We start from the raw sequence: 17912 nt of genomic DNA on the forward strand, positions 1-17912 counted from the left end.
AAACATACAACCATGGATATTCAATTAGAAAAGAAAAGAGGCATTCAGAAGAAACATTTACCTTATGTGGCAGGTGGCGTTTTATTCCTTGTATTGGTCGGCTGGATCATTTTCGGCGATCATGCATCGACACTGAAAGTAGATGCCCGCGGTATCAGTATCGGTAATGTAACCCGCGAACAGTTCAATGATTTCGTCCGCGTAGACGGACAGGTACAGCCGATCACTGTCGTGCAGCTGAGCCCTGAAGAAGGGGGAATCGTGCAGGAGAAAGTAGTGGAAGAGGGAGCCCAGGTAAAGAAAGGGGATGTGATTGTCCGTCTTTCCAATTCAGGCCTCGATCTTCAGATCCTGGACGCAGAAGCACAATTGGCAGAGAAACAGAACTTTCTTCGTAATACCCAGGTGGCCATGGAGCAGGACAAGTTGAGCAACCAACTGGAAAAAGCCCAGTTGGATGTAGACATGAGCCGTGCCCGCCGTGCTTATCATCAGCAACAAAAACTGTATGAAGAAAGCCTGATTGCCAAAGAAGACTATCTGAAGGCCAAGGAAGATTACGAACTGGCAACAAAGAAATACGACTTGGTCGTGCAGCGTTTGAACCAGGATTCGATTTCCCGTACGATCCAGATGGAAGAGATGGAGACCAGTTTGGCTAATATGCGCCGTAATATCCAATTGGTACACGAACGTAAGGAGCACTTGAATGTACGTTCACAGATCGACGGTGAACTCGGTTTGCTGGATGTCGTATTAGGACAGAATGTATCTGCTGGTTTGAAGATCGGCCAGATCAACGACCTTTCTGATTATAAGATCGAAGCAATGATCGACGAACATTATATCGACCGTGTTAAACCGGGATTGAATGCAGCATTCGATCGTCAGGGTACGAGTTTCGACCTGGCCGTACGTAAGGTTTATCCGGAGGTACGCGACGGTAAATTCCGTACTGACTTTGTGTTTACCGGCGAACGTCCTGACAATATCCGTAGCGGACAGACTTATTATATCAGCCTGTATCTGGGGCAACCGACCGAAAGTATCATCATTCCGCGCGGAACGTTCTTCCAGAGCACCGGTGGTAGCTGGATCTTCGTACTCGACAAAGATGGAAAGAAAGCTTATCGCCGCAAGATCAAGATCGGCCGTCAGAACCCCCAGTTCTACGAAGTAACAGAAGGTCTGGAAGCAGGCGAAAAGGTAATCGTGTCGAGTTATGAAAGCTATAAGGATAATGAAGTCCTGATATTGGAATGATATAGCAAAATGTGAAACATGCAATTCTGACAATAACCGAATTAAATATACCCATTATAATGAAGAACATCCGCATAGCAATTCGAGGCCTCTTTAAGAAGGGCAGACATAATGATATTAAGATCCTGTCGCTGGGTATCGGACTCGCCATGGGATTGGTCTTGATAGCAAAGGTTTGCTTCGAGTTGTCGTACGATAACTTTTACCCCCAGTCCGACCGGATTTTTGCTATCCAGGAGAACTTTGGCATCGGGGGGAAGAGCCATGACGGCTACCCCCACGTCAGCGGTGGTATAGCCCCCGGTATGAAAGCCGAGATCCCCGGTGTGGAAGCGGCTACCCGTTGTGATAAAATGGGTGAACTGGTCATGAAAACACCCGATAAGAAGAAGTATACGGCTACCTTCCTGATGGCCGACTCCTGCTTCTACGACGTACTACCCCGCGAAATGCTGGGCGGTGATGCCAGGGAGACACTTTCGCGTCCCCTTTATGCCCTTGTTTCGAAAGAACTGGCCGACAAGATCGCCCCCGACGGAGCAGACGTGATCGGTAAAACTTTCGAAGTGGAGACATTCCCTGGCGTTCAGATCACCGTCGGCGGTGTGTTTAAGGATATTCCGAAGAATACGCATCTTTATTACGATGTACTTGTTTCCCTTTCCTCCTTCAAAGCCATCGCCGGATGGACGAAGGAAGATGAATGGCTGGGCGGAGACAGCTTCAACGCCTACGTCCTTCTGCAACCCGGCCTGCAGGCAAGCGATATGCTACAACCTATGGCCGAAATGCTCGACCGTCATGTCGATTCGGAGAAACTGAAGGAGCAAGGTATCACCTACAGTATCTTCCTGCGTCCCCTTGGCGAGCTCTACGCAAACTCACCGGCCACCAAGCGTATGGCCGTGATGCTGACCGCCATCGCTTTCGCCACCCTTTTTGCCGCCCTGATGAACTATGTGCTGCTGGTTATCTCTTCGATGGTGACCCGCTCGAAGGATGTGGCAATCCATAAATGTTACGGTGCGACAGGCTGGAACATCACCGACATGATCTTCTCTGAGACATTTCTCAATCTGTTGATATCCGTAACCCTCTCTACGCTCCTCGTATTCGGTTTCCGCCGGATCGTGGAAGAGCTGCTGGGCACCTCGCTGGCGTCGCTTTTCACGCCCGACACGCTGGTGATCCTGCTCGGCGTCTGCGTATTGGTGTTTCTGGTTGCCGGCCTATTGCCTTCGCAGTTGTTCGCCAGGATTCCTGTGGCGTTGGTATTCCGTTCGTACACCAACTCTCGGCGGACGTGGAAGAAAGCCTTGCTGTTCATCCAGTTCGTTGCGGTAGGTTTCCTTGTATGCCTGTTGATCGTTATTGGCTGGCAGTATAGTTTCATGGTGAATGAGAATCCCGGATACTCATACGAGAGGTTAGCTTTCTGCAACCTGGAAGGTGTCTCCCAATCCTCCCGCAAGGCACTGTTGGATGAGATCCGTAAGCAGCCTGAAGTGGAAGATGTTACGACCTGCTATGAATTGCCGGCCTTTGCCGGTTCGGGTGATATCGTCTACCGTCCCGGCACGGACGATGCCGTGGCACATTTCCAGGATCTTTACGGAACCAATGCCAACTTCGTCTCGCTGCTGGAGATGAAAGTGATAGAGGGAAAGGCCTTCGACGAATCCTTCTCCGACTCCATGCAACTCGTCATGCTGAGCCGCCAGATGGCCACCGAACTGGCCAACGTCTTCGAATGGAAAGACGGCGTGGTGGGCAAGAAGCTGGATATCGGCGGTCACGGTACGAACGATCCTTTCACCGTAGTCGGCGTTTACGATGACGTACGCATCGGCCGGATCGATCACGAAGGCATGCTCAACTCCGCCATCTTTTTCAGTAAGAGAGCCGAGCAGACCCTTGTTGTCAAATTCCATCAAAGGGATGCGCAGAATCTGGCCCATATAAGTAATGTAATAAAAGAATTTCTGCCCGACCGTGACATTAACCTTGTCGATTACCGTTTCAGCTTCACGAAGCTCTACGATACTTCGCGCATTTTCCGCGACTCGGTGATGGCCGGTGGAATCATCACCCTGGTCATCGCCTTGATCGGACTGATCGGTTACATCAACGACGAGACGAACCGTCGCGGGAAAGAAATCGCCGTACGCAAAATCAACGGGGCTACCGAGCGTGATATCCTCCGTTTGATATCGTCGGACGTTGTATGGATGGCATTGCCGGCTATTCTGATCGGTGCGGGCGCTTCGTGGTTTGCCGGTGAAAAATGGTTGCAGCAATTTTCGGAGAAGATCCCGATGAATGCGGGTCTGTTTGTCGCTGGCTCCGTGGCTGTATTGTTGGTAATCCTTGTCACAGTGGTCTACCGTACCTGGCTGGTGGCGAATGCCAATCCGGTGCTGAGCCTGAAATCGGAATAGAAATGCTAGAAAAAGGTGAAGCCAAATGACAGGTTTTGTAGGGGTGGGGTTTGCCCACCCTTTGCGACAATAATATAACAACCGGTGAAGAAGGGCGGGCAGACCCCGCCCCTACGGCCGAACCTGCCTGTTCCATTGTGACGGCGCCTGTAAGGGCGGTTCGCGAACCGCCCCTACCAACGACACTACATTCAAAACTGTCAATAACTGAACTATAAATAAAGATAGATATGAAGAATTTCAACATGGCACTCCGCTCCCTGTTCAAGAAAGGGAGGAGCAACGGGATCAAGATCCTTGCGTTGGCAGTCGGTCTGGCGATGGGACTGGTATTGGTAGCGAAGGTATGCTTCGAACGTTCGTATGATAATTTTTATCCCGACAATGACCGGATTTACCTGGTCAGATCCGACATCAACAGGGATGGGAAGAAAGACTCCTGGGGACAAGTGAGCGGAGCCATCGCTCCGGGAATGAAAGCCGAGATCCCGGAAGTGGAGTTTGCCACCCGCTACACCCGGATCGGTGAAAACAACGAGTTGATAATGACCCCCGACGAGCAATACTACACCGCCACGATACTGCTTGCCGACACCAGCTTTTTCGACATCTTCCCCCGTCCCGTATTGGTGGGAAACCCGAAAGACGCTCTGGCCCGTCCCGGCTATGTGATGATAAGCCGTTCGCTGGCCGAGAAGATGGGCGGCGTGGGTGAAGCGGTAGGTAAAACCTTCGTCCGCGACACCAACCACGGCTCCCCTTTCACCATCGGCGGCGTGTTTGAAGATATCCCCGAAAACAGCCACCTGCGCTACGATGCGGTAGCCTCACTGGCTGCTATGCCCGAATGGAGCACGACCAACTGGCTGGGAAACGACCGTTATATCGCTTACGTGAAGCTCGTGCCCGGTACCGATCCCGATGGACTGACCCCTGCTATCCAACGCATGCAGGAGCGCAACCAGGATATGGAAGGATTGAAGAAAGCCGGGGTCGACCTGTCGTACTCCATCTTCCCGTTGCAGGACATCCACAATAATAACAAGGATGTGAAGGATATGAACTATATGCTCCTTTTCATGGCAATCATACTCATCTCCATCGCCGTGCTCAATTATATACTGGTCGTGATCTCCACCCTGATCGGGCGTGCCAAGGAAGTGGCCGTGCATAAATGCTACGGAGCGTCGGGGAAGAATATCTTCGGAATGATACTCTCCGAGTCGCTTCTGCACCTGTTGTTGTCGCTGTTGCTGGCGGCTCTGCTGATCGTTATTTTTAAGGGAAAGATAGAAGATCTGTTGTCGGCCTCGCTGTCGGCGCTCTTCACGTTGCCTACCATGTCGATCCTGTTGGGCATCTGCGTGGTGGTATTTGCGGTGACAGGCTTTGTGCCGACCTGGCTTTTCATGCGCATTCCGGTGGCCTCGGCCTTCCGTAGCGTGAAAGAGTCGAAACGCTACTGGAAGCTCTGCCTGCTGTTCGTGCAGTTTGTCGCCACCGCCTATCTGGTGGCCTTGCTGGTCACCATCAGCCGTCAGTACGATACGATGATTTCGAGTCATCCCGGCTACGCTTACGAGAACCTGGTTTATTGCAATACCCGCGGTGTAGACCGGCAGGTCCGCGACCGTGCGATGGCCGAACTGCGTCGCCTGCCGCAGGTGGATATAGTATCGTGCAGCACCGAACTTCCCTTTAGTTACCCGTCCGGCAATAACGTAAATCTTCCGAACGACGACCGCGACCTGTTCAACATAGCCGACATGTATTTCGTGGGCGACAATTATTTCGACCTGATGGAAATACCTGTTGTCGAAGGCCAGGCCTTCCGTCCGGATGAGGCGAACGCCGACAAGATAATGGTGAGCCGCAAGTTTACCGAACTGATGGAAAAGACGGCCGGCTGGACGGGAAGTGCCATCGGCAAAGGCGTCATGATATCCGAGCATAGCAAGGGAACGCAGGTGTTCACCATCTGCGGCGTATTCGACGATTTCCGTATCGGCTCCCTGAAAGGCCCCGATACGCGTGCTTCCGTCTTCTTCTATGCCACCCCGGATTGTTATAATCCCCCTTCAAATATCCTGATAAAGATGAATACGATGTCGTCGGACAACCTGGCGGAAGTCAACCGTATACTTTCCGAAGCGATCCCCGGTAAGGTGGTCGAAGCCTCTGTATATAAAATGGATGTTGTCCGCCAGTATCAGGACGACCGCGACTTCCGCGATGCGATCATGATCAGCGGCATCGTCACCCTGATCATCGCCCTGATCGGACTATTGGGCTACACGGCCGACGAGACGAACCGCCGCGGCCGCGAAATAGCCATCCGCAAGGTGAACGGGGCGACGGCTGCAAGTATCCTCCGCATGCTGTCGAAAGATATCTCCTATATCGCCTTTCCCGCCCTTACTGTCGGTGTGGCAATAGCCTATATCAACGCCTCCGGCTGGCTGGAGAAATTTGCCGAACGCATTCACCTGAGTTTCTTTATGTTTATCGGTGCAGCCCTGCTGGTGTATGTAATTATCATCACTTGCGTATTGGTGCGAGCCTGGAATGTAGCCAATGAAAATCCGGTGGATAGCTTGAAGGCGGATTAGAGGGAAAAACTGCGGAATGCTGTTGTAAAATGCGCAGGGGAGGTGTATCGCCGTCACACCCCCTGCGCATTTTGCACTGGCGCTTCGACAGTTTATCAATTAAACCTGTAATTTATTGCAAACATATAATTCTGTTTAAAAATATAATACTTATATTGTAACGTCTTAAAAAACTGATATTATTAAACTGAATTTAAACATGGGAACATTATAAACAACCATTCCGTTTGCCATCGATTGATTAAATAATTCGGAATTTACGAATTATTTAACCCGTTTCCGTATTCCTATCCCTCAAAAGGATGAGGATGACCGCCCCGTAATAGAAAGTGCAGACCTGACCGGTCCTGCACCCTCGGCTATACTGACAAAACGACTGCTTTCGTAGTCTCCCTTAACTCATTGATCGAAGAAACGAAAACACGCTATAATCAGCATATAGGCTTCGCCAAAGCAAATAAAAATAAGAATGCTACTGTCTAATAAATTTACACCACTGTCTAATATTTTGACACATCGATAAAATAGCATTTGTTCTAGTTGTTTGTTTATTAATTAATTACCACTTTTGGCACACTATTTGATCTTATATAGGCATAAGAATCAACTCAAATAGAATTGTATAATTTAATAATAAAATAGCCATGATTAAAATTGAAGGATTAAGTAAGCATTTCCGTACAGAAGAGGTAGAAACAATTGCATTGAACAATATATCGATGGAAGTGAAGGACGGCGAATTCGTCGCTATCATGGGACCTTCCGGTTGCGGTAAATCTACTTTGTTGAATATTCTGGGTTTATTGGATAATCCGACTTCAGGAGATTATTATCTGGTCGATAAGGAAGTCGGCCACCTGAAGGAAAAAGAACGTACACAGGTGCGCAAAGGTAATATCGGTTTCGTATTCCAGAGTTTTAACCTGATCGATGAACTAAATGTATATGAAAATGTAGAGCTGCCTTTGACGTATCTGAAAGTGAAAGCATCTGAACGTAAACAGATGGTGAACGATATTCTGAAACGTATGAACATCAGCCATCGTGCTGCCCACTTCCCCCAGCAGCTCTCCGGAGGTCAGCAACAACGTGTTGCCATTGCCCGTGCCGTGGTTTCCAATCCGAAGATCATCCTTGCCGATGAGCCGACAGGTAACCTGGACTCAAAGAACGGCGCTGAAGTAATGCAGTTGTTGACGGAACTGAACAAAGAAGGTACTACCATCATTATGGTGACCCACTCCAAACACGATGCCAGCTTTGCCCATCGCATTGTTAACCTGTTCGACGGTAGCATCGTATCTTCAGTAAGTGAATTTATTTAATTGTGATTTTCCAGACACACATATAGTTAAATTTAAATAGAATAGACATGGACATATCCTACCTGTGAAGGCGGGATATGATTTTTACTCTCGCCCTGATTTAAGAATAATAATCCAACTAAGAATATGAATAATTTATTAAATATAAAATCGTTCCTGAAATTTCTCAGCAGGAATAAAGCTTATACAGCCATCGATGTATTCGGATTGTCCGTATCGTTGATGTTCGTTATCCTGATCGCCGTTTATACCGTGCAGGAATTGTCGGTCGATAATATTCATAAGGATAAGGATCGTATTTATGTCCTGTTTAATGATAAGGGGCCGACTACTGCTTTGCCAATAGCTTATCGCCTACAGGAACGGTATCCGGAGATAGAACAAGTCTGCCCGGTCATTACCAATAACGTGGGAAACCAGATCGTAACAAGAAACGATAAAAAACTGAGTGCAAAACCTATTCTTGTCGATTCCTGCTTCTTTAATTTCTTTTCTTTCAATTTGTTGGAAGGAGATAAAGACCGTGTGTTGGAAGACAAGGGTAATATTGTCCTTTCGCAAACCTTTGCCAATAAACTATTCGGAACGGATGATCCGGTGGGGCAAAGCATTATTATCGGCGATTCGACCTCTTATATGGTAAGCGGTATTATGGAAGATATTAAAAATTCGACCTTGCCTTATGCCGATATCGTGTTCCGTGTTGAACGGGCTAATGAATATAATTGGTCGATCAGTATGGATAATCCGGGAAATGCCGGATCGACAGTTGCTTTCCTGAAAATGAAGCCGGGAGCCGATCTGCGGCCTAAGATACCCGATATCCTCAGTTATTTTCAGGAAATGTTTTGGATTTACAAACAGGGAATGTCAAAAACGGTAGATCTGGTACCGTTGGATGAGTTATACTTTAATGATTCGAATGAATTCGGAGCCATTAATACCGGTAACAAACGTTTTGTAATCGTTTTGTTATCTGTCGGTATCCTGATTTTGATCTTTGCTATTTTCAACTACATTAATCTGACGGTTGCCCAGGCTGGTCAGCGAGCTAAGGAGATGGCAACGAGACGTCTGTTGGGATCATCGCGCGGAGAATTGTTTGCGCGTCTGATGGTGGAATCGACTTTGCTGACGGTTATCTCTTTCGGAGTAGGCTGGTTGCTGGCACATGCAGCAGTGCCTTTTGTGAACAACCTGTTGCAGACACGGATTGAATTAGGATCTACTTTTACATTTGTCTGGGTAGTAGGGGCGATCGCACTGATCTTGCTGATCAGTTTGCTTTCCGGTTTGTTGCCGGCCATATTGATCTCGTCTGTGAAGCCTATCGATATAGTACGTGGTACGTTCCGCCGGCAGACAAAGATGGTTTTCAGTAAAGTGTTCATCACTTTCCAGAATACGATAACAATTGCGATGATTGCTGCTTCTATCGTAATGATCCTGCAATCGTTCCATCTGATTAATGCACCGCTTGGATATAAAACGAAGAATATCTTGGAAATAGGTAATAACTTTGCAAATGCATCCGATCGTAATGCCGCCATCGACGAGTTCGGGCGTCAGCCGTTCGTGAAGCGTGTCGGCCTGGTTGCCGGAATGCCTCTGAGCGGAAGTAATAATTCATCCAGTGATTATGAAGGTAAGTTCCTGGGTTTCCAGCAATTTATCATGGATAGTACCGCATTTAATATGTTGGGATATGAAATTATCCGAGAGAACCATTTAGCCGAAAAGAGTTGGTATATTACCGAAAAAGGCATGAGAGATATGGAACTGCCGCAGGATGCTCCTAATTTTAGCTGGAATAAGAATGCGACTCCAATTGCCGGTATTGTCCGCGATTTTCAACAAGGTAACATTACGGATGATACTCGTCCGGCCATGCTTCGCATCGATAAACGGAGTGAACTGTATCCTTGGAGTATCCTTATCGAAGTGGAAGGGAATCCGTATACGGCTTATAAAAAAATACGTGAGATCTATAACGAAGTGTCCGGAGGATTGGATTTCGATGCTACATTTCTGGATGAACAGGTGCAGAAATCGTTTGAAGCCGAGGTACGTACCAGCAAGATCGTATCTATTTTTGCCGGGATAGCTATCTTGATATCTATGTTGGGCTTGCTGGCTATGTCGACTTATTTTATCCAGCAACGTTCACAAGAGGTTGCTATTCGTAAGGTGTTCGGTTCGGATAATCAAGGCATTTTATATCGCCTGATCAGTTCGTTCCTGATTTATGTCGGTGTTGCATTCATAATTGCAACACCGGTTATCTGGTACTTTATGAATCAGTGGTTATCCGGCTATTCATACCGTATCTCCCTGAACCCGCTAATCTTTATCGCTTCCGGTATTTTCTGTCTGTTGATTTCGTTTGTAACTGTATTTTTCCAAAGTTACAAAGCTGCCAATACCAATCCGGTGGATAGTATAGCAAGTAAGTAACTTAAGATAACTGTTTATCGAGAAAGTGGCTTCATGCCTTCATTCTATCTGTTTATCCATGATATGCAATAGGTGTAAGTATGAAGGCACTTTCTTTTTTGCCTTTATCACGATGAACCCGCAATTTTCAGGTAAAAAGCGTAAGTGTTTTTCTATAGTTCTATGTAAGCCGACACTATAGGACTATACCTGTTAGCATTATAGTCCTGCACCTGCTAGCACTATAGTATCAGTATAGGTAATACAAGCATGTTGAATTATCGAGCTTTGTTACTCCAGAGGCACCGGCACATGTAAAAAAACTAGACAGGACTGTCCAATATTTTGACAGATGTTGAATTAAGCCTGATTGTATATGGTTGATAATTAATTGTTTGTTGTTTTGGCACGCAATTTGGTTATTAGAAAGTATAGAAGATGAAATAACAAAAAACATTGTACTGATGAGAACGATATTGCGAAACTTTATTAATGTACTGCGCCGTTTCAAGATGGCGTCCTTTCTGAATATAGTAGGGTTGACTGTTGCTTTTACGGCTTTCCTGGTGATTATGATGCAAGTTAAATACGAGCAGACTTTCGACCGGTGCTATCCGACGGCTTCACGTATCTGCCGGGTGGATGTGAATCATGGAGAAAAAGATGTTTACGCATCCATATTACCCCGTGCATTGGCTGATGCTGTATTTACCTCATCTCCCCATATCGAAGGCTCTGTATTGCTAAGCCCTTCTGGTGGGGATGCGTATGTGACTGTAGGAGAGGAGAGTAACCGGAAAGGTTTTAAAGAATCGATAATTGCTTGTTATCCGGGTTTTGTCGATGTATTCCAACCTTCTATGGAGGAAGGTATTGCCACCTGCCTGGAAGATCCAGAGAAGGTACTTATCCCCGAAAGTATGGCTAAACGAATGTTTGGTAAAGAATCGGCCCTGGGAAAAGTCATTTATTGTCAGGACTATATATGGTACATGGATCAGAAAAACTTCACTGTCGGTGGTGTTTATAAAGATTTTCCTGAAAACTCACAGATGACAAATGCGATTTATACCCGGATGAAGGACGATTGGGGAAAAAACGATTGGTATTCCCAAAACTTCATGGGCTACCTTTTGCTCGATTCACCCGCATCGAGACAAGAGGTGGAAGATCAATTCAATAAGACCTTCGACTTTTCTAAATATAGTGACGGCGACCAGACTAAAATGCACTTGATCCCTATGACCGATATTTATTATATGCCCGGCCAATACGAAGATTTAACCAAAACCGGTAATCTCAGTACCATGCGGTTACTGGTATTGATCGCTATACTAATCATTATTATTGCCGGGATCAATTTTACGAACTTCAGTACCTCACTGGCACCGATGCGGATCAAGAGTATCAATACACAGAAGGTTTTGGGAAGTTCAACCGTCAGTCTGCGGACCAGCTTAGTAGTCGAGGCGATCGCTATCTGTCTGTTTTCCTGCCTGCTTTCTTTCCTGCTCACTTGGATGCTGCACAGGGCAGGTGTTCTTTCATTCGTTGAAGCGGACACGAACCTGTTTAACTACACCTCCCTGATATTTATGATGGCAGGAATAGCTGTCTTGTTAGGTACAGTAGCCGGTTTATATCCGGCATGGTACATGACCTCTTTCCAACCGGCATTGGTCTTGAAAGGTAGTTTCGGGCTATCCACTTCGGGACGGAAGTTGCGCATGATTCTGATCGGTTTCCAGTACGTCGTCTCTATCGGTTTGATTATCGGCTCCATATTCATACAACTTCAGAATAACTATATGCGTTCTTTTAGGCTCGGATTTGATAAAGATCAGATAGCTATGGTTTTTCTGAGTACCGATATGGTCGAACAGTCTGGCGATCTGCTGATGAACCGTCTTAAAGAACATGTCACCATCGAAAACGTAGGTTTTGCCAGCGACAAGGTTGGTGCCTCAAACAATTATTCGGCAAACAACTTCACCTGTAATGAAAAAGAGTTTAACTCGGAAATAATCTATTCTTCCTGGAACTTACTCGACGTCTTGGGAATACCTGTTATCGAGGGCCGCGATTTTAACCGTTCGGATGCACAGAGCGACTCCACATATACCTGTGTCTTCACCCGCAACGTACAAGAACTTGTTCCCGATATGGAACCCAATCATTTACTGAAGAAAAGCTGGATGGGTACCGGGCATGTGGCCGGCTTTATCAATGACGTAAAGATATCTTCGTTGCGTACATTCACCCGGCCGCTGGTTTTCATTGTCACCAAGCGACAGGTAACCCCGGTCTGCTACATTCGTCTGGCGGCTGGAAGTAATGTGGAAGACGCCGTAGCTCATATCCAACGGGTTATTGCCGACATCGACCCGGCGTATCCGTTCACGATAGAGTTTTACGATACTGTATTCAATAACCTCTATCATAAAGAACAGTATCTGAAAAAGATGATAACTTTGTTCAGCCTGTTGGCCATCATCCTTTCCATTGTAGGTGTCTTTGGCCTGGTTGTCTTTGAAACACAATATCGCCGGAAGGAGATCGGAGTACGTAAAGTATTTGGTGCGACAGTGGGCGAGATATTGAATATGTTCAACAAAGCTTATCTGAAGATTGTCGGTATCTGTTTCGCTATCGCCGTTCCTTTCGCCTATTACGGTGTACACAAATGGTTGGAGAACTTCTCCGACAAGACACCGATCTACTGGTGGGTTTTTGCCCTGGCCTTTGTCCTTGTGGCGGCGATCACCATGCTGACGGTTACATTCCAGAACTGGAAAGCGGCGAATGAGAATCCGGTGAACAGTGTAAAGAGTGAATAATTAAACAATAATATATTATGAATAATCTGTTAAATTTGAAATCCTTCTTTAAGTTTCTGGGGCGGAATAAAGGATACACCTTGATTGACTTGTTCGGTCTGTCAGTATCATTAATGTTCGTTATCCTGATTGCTACTTATGTGATCGGCGAGTTATCGACCGACCGCTATCATGAAAACGTTGATCGTACCTATGTGCTGACTGATGGTGATTATATGGGTTCTGCTTATCAGATAGGTTACCGCCTGGAAGAACGTTATCCGGAGATTGAAAAAGTATGTCATGTTATGACACGCATCTTTGACAAGACACCGCTTCAGAAAGGTGATATGAACCTGACTGCCAACTTGATGCTTGCCGATTCTACCTTTTTCGACTTTTTCAGTTTTCCACTGGTAAGAGGAGATAAGAATACCGTGTTGGCAGCCAGAAACTCTGCCGTGATCTCCCAGTCTTTTGCTAATCGTTATTTTGCGGATGAAGATCCGATGGGTAAAATGATTCGCATCAACGATAGGCTATCGCTGACGGTCGACGGGATTATGAAGGATATCAGCAATTCCGTTATTCCATACGAGGATATCCTTTTCCGGGTTGAAAATATCCATCTTCTGACAGGAGAGGAAGGGATGTTCGGTAACTATAACAGTTACGGGGCTACCAACGTTTTCGTGATGCAACGTGAAGGAGCCGACCTTACTGCCCGCTCGGCCGATATCCGTGAATATTTTGCAACTTTCCTTCGGTCATTTGAACAGGATAAATCGAAAGGTGTCTACTTTGTACCTCTGAAGAAACTTTATTTCTGGGAACAAAACAGCCCCTGGGGTATTTACACCATCGAACGCGGTAACTGGCAGTTCGTTATGATCCTGATGTCCGTAGGCCTGCTCATACTGATCTTCGCCATCATCAACTATGTGAATCTTACAGTGGCACAAACCGGCTTCCGTGCCAAGGAGATGGCTACCCGTCGCCTGCTGGGCTCGTCGCGTAAGGAACTCTTCTCGCGTCTGATCATGGAATCGACGTTGATGACAGCTGTTTCTTTCCTGTTCGGCCTGCTGCTAGCCTTCGTATTTTCCCCCTATGCAGGTAATCTGTTGGAAAGGAAGATCGATCTACCGGGCATGTTCACTCCATTGAACAGTATAATTATGATACTTTTGATCGCCTTCACCGGCTTTATCTCCGGGTTGCTGCCGGCTATTGTGATCTCCAATGCAAAGCCTATCGAGGTAGTACGCGGCACGTTCCGTAAGCAGACGAAGATGGTATTCAGTAAGTTCTTTATTGTTTTCCAGAACACTATTACCATCTGCCTGATTGCCGCTTCTCTTACTATGTTTTTGCAGGTGAAATATATGATTAAGGCACCTCTGGGTTACAATACGACTAATATTATCGACATAAACGGTATGGAGCTGCCTGACGAACAGACCTGTTTCACGCTTATGAACGAGCTGGAACAACTAGCCAGCGTCAACCGGGTCGGTGCCGGATTAGGTACGCCTTTCAATATGGGGATGAATTACACCTCCCGTTACCCGAACGGTAAGACGATCAGTTTCCAGATGATCCGTTGCGAGAAAACGTTTGCCGACATCCTTGGCTTCGAATTTCTGCGTGACAATCATGTGGCTAATTCCGAACGATATTTCCTCACCGAAAGCACCATGCGTGCTTTGGAATTGCCTGACAATGCCACCACCATCGATCTTACCAACTGGGGAACCCATCCGCTAGCTGGTATCGTACGTGACTTCCAGTTGCGTAATATCCTGCAAAAGAACAGCCCGATGATCATCATCCTGAAAGATAACCCGAAAAACCTCGGCGATAAGCCTTGGAATATCCTCGTAGAAGTAAATGGTGACCCTTACATTGCCCGTCGGGAAGTAGCAGACATTTTCAAACAGGTGACTGGGATGGACTTTACTGGTAAGTTTATGGATGAGCAGGTAGAAGAATCGTTTGCCATTCAGGAAAAAACACTGACGATCGTAATGATCTTTGCCGGTATCGCGATCCTAATCTCGTTGTTGGGGTTGTTGGCAATGTCTACTTACTTTATTCAGCAACGTTCATCCGAAATAGCAGTGCGAAAGGTATTCGGTTCGACCAATGCACAGGTACTGATCCGGTTGGTAAAAGCTTTTCTTACCTATGTGGCGGTTGCTTTTATTATCGCTATACCACTGATCTGGCATTTCATGAATGGATGGTTGACCGATTATTCGTATCGCATCGAACTTTCCCCTTGGATATATATCGTTGCCGGACTGTTTTGCCTGATCATTTCTTTTGTCACAGTTTTTATACAGAGTTATCAGGCTGCTATATCCAATCCGGTAGAAAACATAAAAGATAATTAGACGGATTCATGGTTTGTTTGGTCTAATTATTGTACATCAGTGTCCAAATTTTAGACACATCCGGCAAGGTACTATATTTGTAACATGTGTTTGTCTGTTTTTTGACACAGTGTTTGGATCAAATCAGTCATAAATAAACTATTAGATATGAAAACTATTATTCGGAATTTTATTAGTGTATTACGTCGTTTCAAGATGGCAACCATACTTAATATCTTGGGATTATCTGTGGCTTTTGCCGCTTTTATGGTGATAATGATGCAAGTGGACTATGATAAGAACTTCGACACGTTCCATAAGAAAGCGGATAATATCTACCGGGTCGAACTACAATGGGATAAGACATCGACACAAGCTGTCGTGTCGCGTCCGATAGCTGATGCTTTTATCAATTTTTCCCCGCATATCGTTGCAGGGGCGCTTACTTATCCATTTTATAATGAAACATTTTATTCTGTTGATAAGGGAGGGGAGAAAAGCTCCTATCTGGAACCAACCATGACTGTTTATCCTTCCTTTACGGATGTCTTTGATTTTGAAATACTGGAAGGTTCGGTAGAGGTCCTGAAAGAACCGGGAAAGATGCTGATCCCTGAAAGTATGGCACAGAAATTATTTGGAAACGAGCCGGCGGTCGGTAAGCAGATCACGGCAAAAGAGAGTAAAGGGAGGTTAGCCGGCCTTTTCACTACACCGGAAGGCAATTACACGATAGGCGGCATTTACCGCGATCTTCCTCTTAATAGTATTATCCAGAATGCTGTTTTTATAAAAATGGATGATAAACAGGATTTACATGATTGGGGTAATTCGAGTTATAATTTTTATATCCGGCTCGATAATCCTGAGTCGGCAAAGGATCTGGTGAGCGATTTTCTGGCCTATTATAAAGAGAATGATCTGGGGAAAAATATGTCGTGGTATTCCGGTGAGCCTAATTTCCGTCTGACCCGTTTGCCGGATATACATTATGCTACGGATGTAACTTTCGATATGGCTCCCAAATCGAGCCGGCAAACGGTACTGGTGCTTTTTGCCATTGCATTGGTTATTCTGATCATTGCAGGTATAAATTTCACCAATTTCAGTACGGCGCTGACACCTATGCGGGTGAAAAGTATTAATACGCAGAAGGTATTGGGTAGTTCGGACGGTGTACTGCGCTTTTCACTATTAATGGAGGCTATTTGTGTCAGTGTGGTGGCTTATTTACTGGCCTTGTGGATGGTCTATATAGCAGGCAGTGGCCCGATAGCGAAGTTGGTGGATGCAGATATGTCTTTGGCCGCTCATCCGTTGTTACTTTCCGTAACGGCTTTGATCGCATTGCTGACCGGACTATTGGCAGGCTTGTATCCTTCTTATTATATGACTTCTTTTTCTCCGGCGTTGGTTCTGAAAGGAAGTTTCGGTTTGTCACCGAAAGGTCGAAGGTTACGTAATGTACTTATTAGCGTACAGTTTATTGCCTCTTTTGCATTGATCATCGGTTCGATGTTTATGTATCTGCAGAACCATTTTATGCAAAGTAGTCCGCTAGGCTATGATAAGGATGAAGTGATCGTGACGAACCTGACGGCACCTGTTTTGAAGAGTTCGGATGCTTTCAGCAGCCGGTTAAAGTCTTTTTCGGGTATAGAGGATGTCACTTATGGCGAGTTTATGCTGTCTAGCCAGGATCAGTATATGGAGTGGGGACGCGAATTGAATGGCGAGATTATACAGTTTCAGTGCATGCCGGTAGATCCATCGTTTCTTAAGGTTATGAATATATTTGTGATTGAGGGGAGAGGTTTCCGTGAGGAGGATGCTTTAACGACTGACGGGGTTTATATCTTTAACGAGAGGGCAAAAAAACTATATGATATGACTCTGGGGGATAAGATATATGGAGCTGAGATAGCAGGTTTTATTCCGGATATAAAGTTCGCTTCGTTCCGTACGGAAGTGACTCCTATGGCTTTTTATGTACGTGGTAAAGGATATAGCGGAGGTGCTGCGTATGCTTATATTAAGGTAAAGGCCGGTTCTGACCTGCCGGCAGCAATGAGTCATGTAAAGAATGTATTGAATGAGATTCATCCGGATTATCCATTTGATGTGAAGTTCTTCGACCAGGTCTTAAATACTTTGTATGAAAAAGAGGAAAGTCTGAGTTCATTGATTACGCTGTTTAGTCTGATCGCGGTGTTTATTTCAATGGTCGGGGTGTTTGGCCTGGTGGTATTCGACAGTCAGTACAGGAAGAAGGAGATCGGCATACGGAAAGTAATGGGCTCGACTACCTCCGAGATCCTTGTGATGTTTAATAAAACATACATATATATATTATGTATCTGTTTTGTTTTGGCTGCTCCGGTTGCTTTTTATGCAATTAATAAATGGTTGGAGAATTTTATGTACAAGACTCCTGTTTATTGGTGGGTGTTTATTCTTGCTTTCCTTTTGGTTTCTCTGATTACGATCATTACGGTGACTTTCCAGAACTGGCGGGCGGCCAGTGAGAATCCGGTGTTCAGTATCAAAAGTGAATAATATATTGATGAATATGCAACGTTCCAGAATTTATTACGTTTCTATATTACAGATAGAGTTGTTTTGACTGACAACCTTAAATTGGAATAATAATTTG

Annotated in this window: 8 protein-coding genes; all 8 read left to right on the forward strand. The window is 45.8% G+C overall.

The features are described 5' to 3' along the window. Window positions 1-12: 12 nt before the first annotated feature. The 8 genes from M1P97_RS02620 to M1P97_RS02655 all read left to right on the forward strand — a co-directional run bounded on the left by M1P97_RS02620 (window position 13) and on the right by M1P97_RS02655 (window position 17815). Complete coding sequence (locus M1P97_RS02620) at window positions 13-1263, forward strand: efflux RND transporter periplasmic adaptor subunit (RefSeq protein ID WP_195372706.1); 1251 nt, start codon at window positions 13-15, stop codon at window positions 1261-1263. A gap of 11 nt (window positions 1264-1274) precedes the next feature. Beyond that, window positions 1275-3701 carry an FtsX-like permease family protein gene (locus M1P97_RS02625; RefSeq protein ID WP_249388309.1) on the forward strand — a complete coding sequence of 809 codons (2427 nt, stop codon included), beginning with the start codon at window positions 1275-1277 and terminating at the stop codon, window positions 3699-3701. Between the two features lie 230 nt (window positions 3702-3931). Next, window positions 3932-6310 carry an ABC transporter permease gene (locus M1P97_RS02630; RefSeq protein ID WP_249388310.1) on the forward strand — a complete coding sequence of 793 codons (2379 nt, stop codon included), beginning with the start codon at window positions 3932-3934 and terminating at the stop codon, window positions 6308-6310. A gap of 644 nt (window positions 6311-6954) precedes the next feature. Beyond that, on the forward strand, window positions 6955-7635 hold the full coding sequence (locus M1P97_RS02635) for an ABC transporter ATP-binding protein (RefSeq protein WP_195372704.1): 681 nt from the start codon (window positions 6955-6957) through the stop codon (window positions 7633-7635). Between the two features lie 126 nt (window positions 7636-7761). Then, window positions 7762-10089: an ABC transporter permease gene (locus tag M1P97_RS02640; RefSeq protein WP_249388311.1), complete on the forward strand. Its 2328-nt coding sequence runs from the start codon at window positions 7762-7764 to the stop codon at window positions 10087-10089. 443 nt (window positions 10090-10532) lie between these two features. Then, entirely contained in the window at window positions 10533-12905 is a 2373-nt protein-coding gene (locus M1P97_RS02645) for an FtsX-like permease family protein (protein WP_249388312.1), read from the forward strand. 17 nt (window positions 12906-12922) lie between these two features. Next, window positions 12923-15280, forward strand: a complete 2358-nt coding sequence (locus tag M1P97_RS02650) for an ABC transporter permease (RefSeq protein WP_249388313.1) — start codon at window positions 12923-12925, stop codon at window positions 15278-15280. Between the two features lie 147 nt (window positions 15281-15427). Beyond that, entirely contained in the window at window positions 15428-17815 is a 2388-nt protein-coding gene (locus M1P97_RS02655) for an ABC transporter permease (protein WP_249388314.1), read from the forward strand. Window positions 17816-17912 lie beyond the last annotated feature (97 nt).

The organism is Parabacteroides leei, from assembly GCF_023369805.1.
Lineage (GTDB): Bacteria > Bacteroidota > Bacteroidia > Bacteroidales > Tannerellaceae > Parabacteroides > Parabacteroides leei.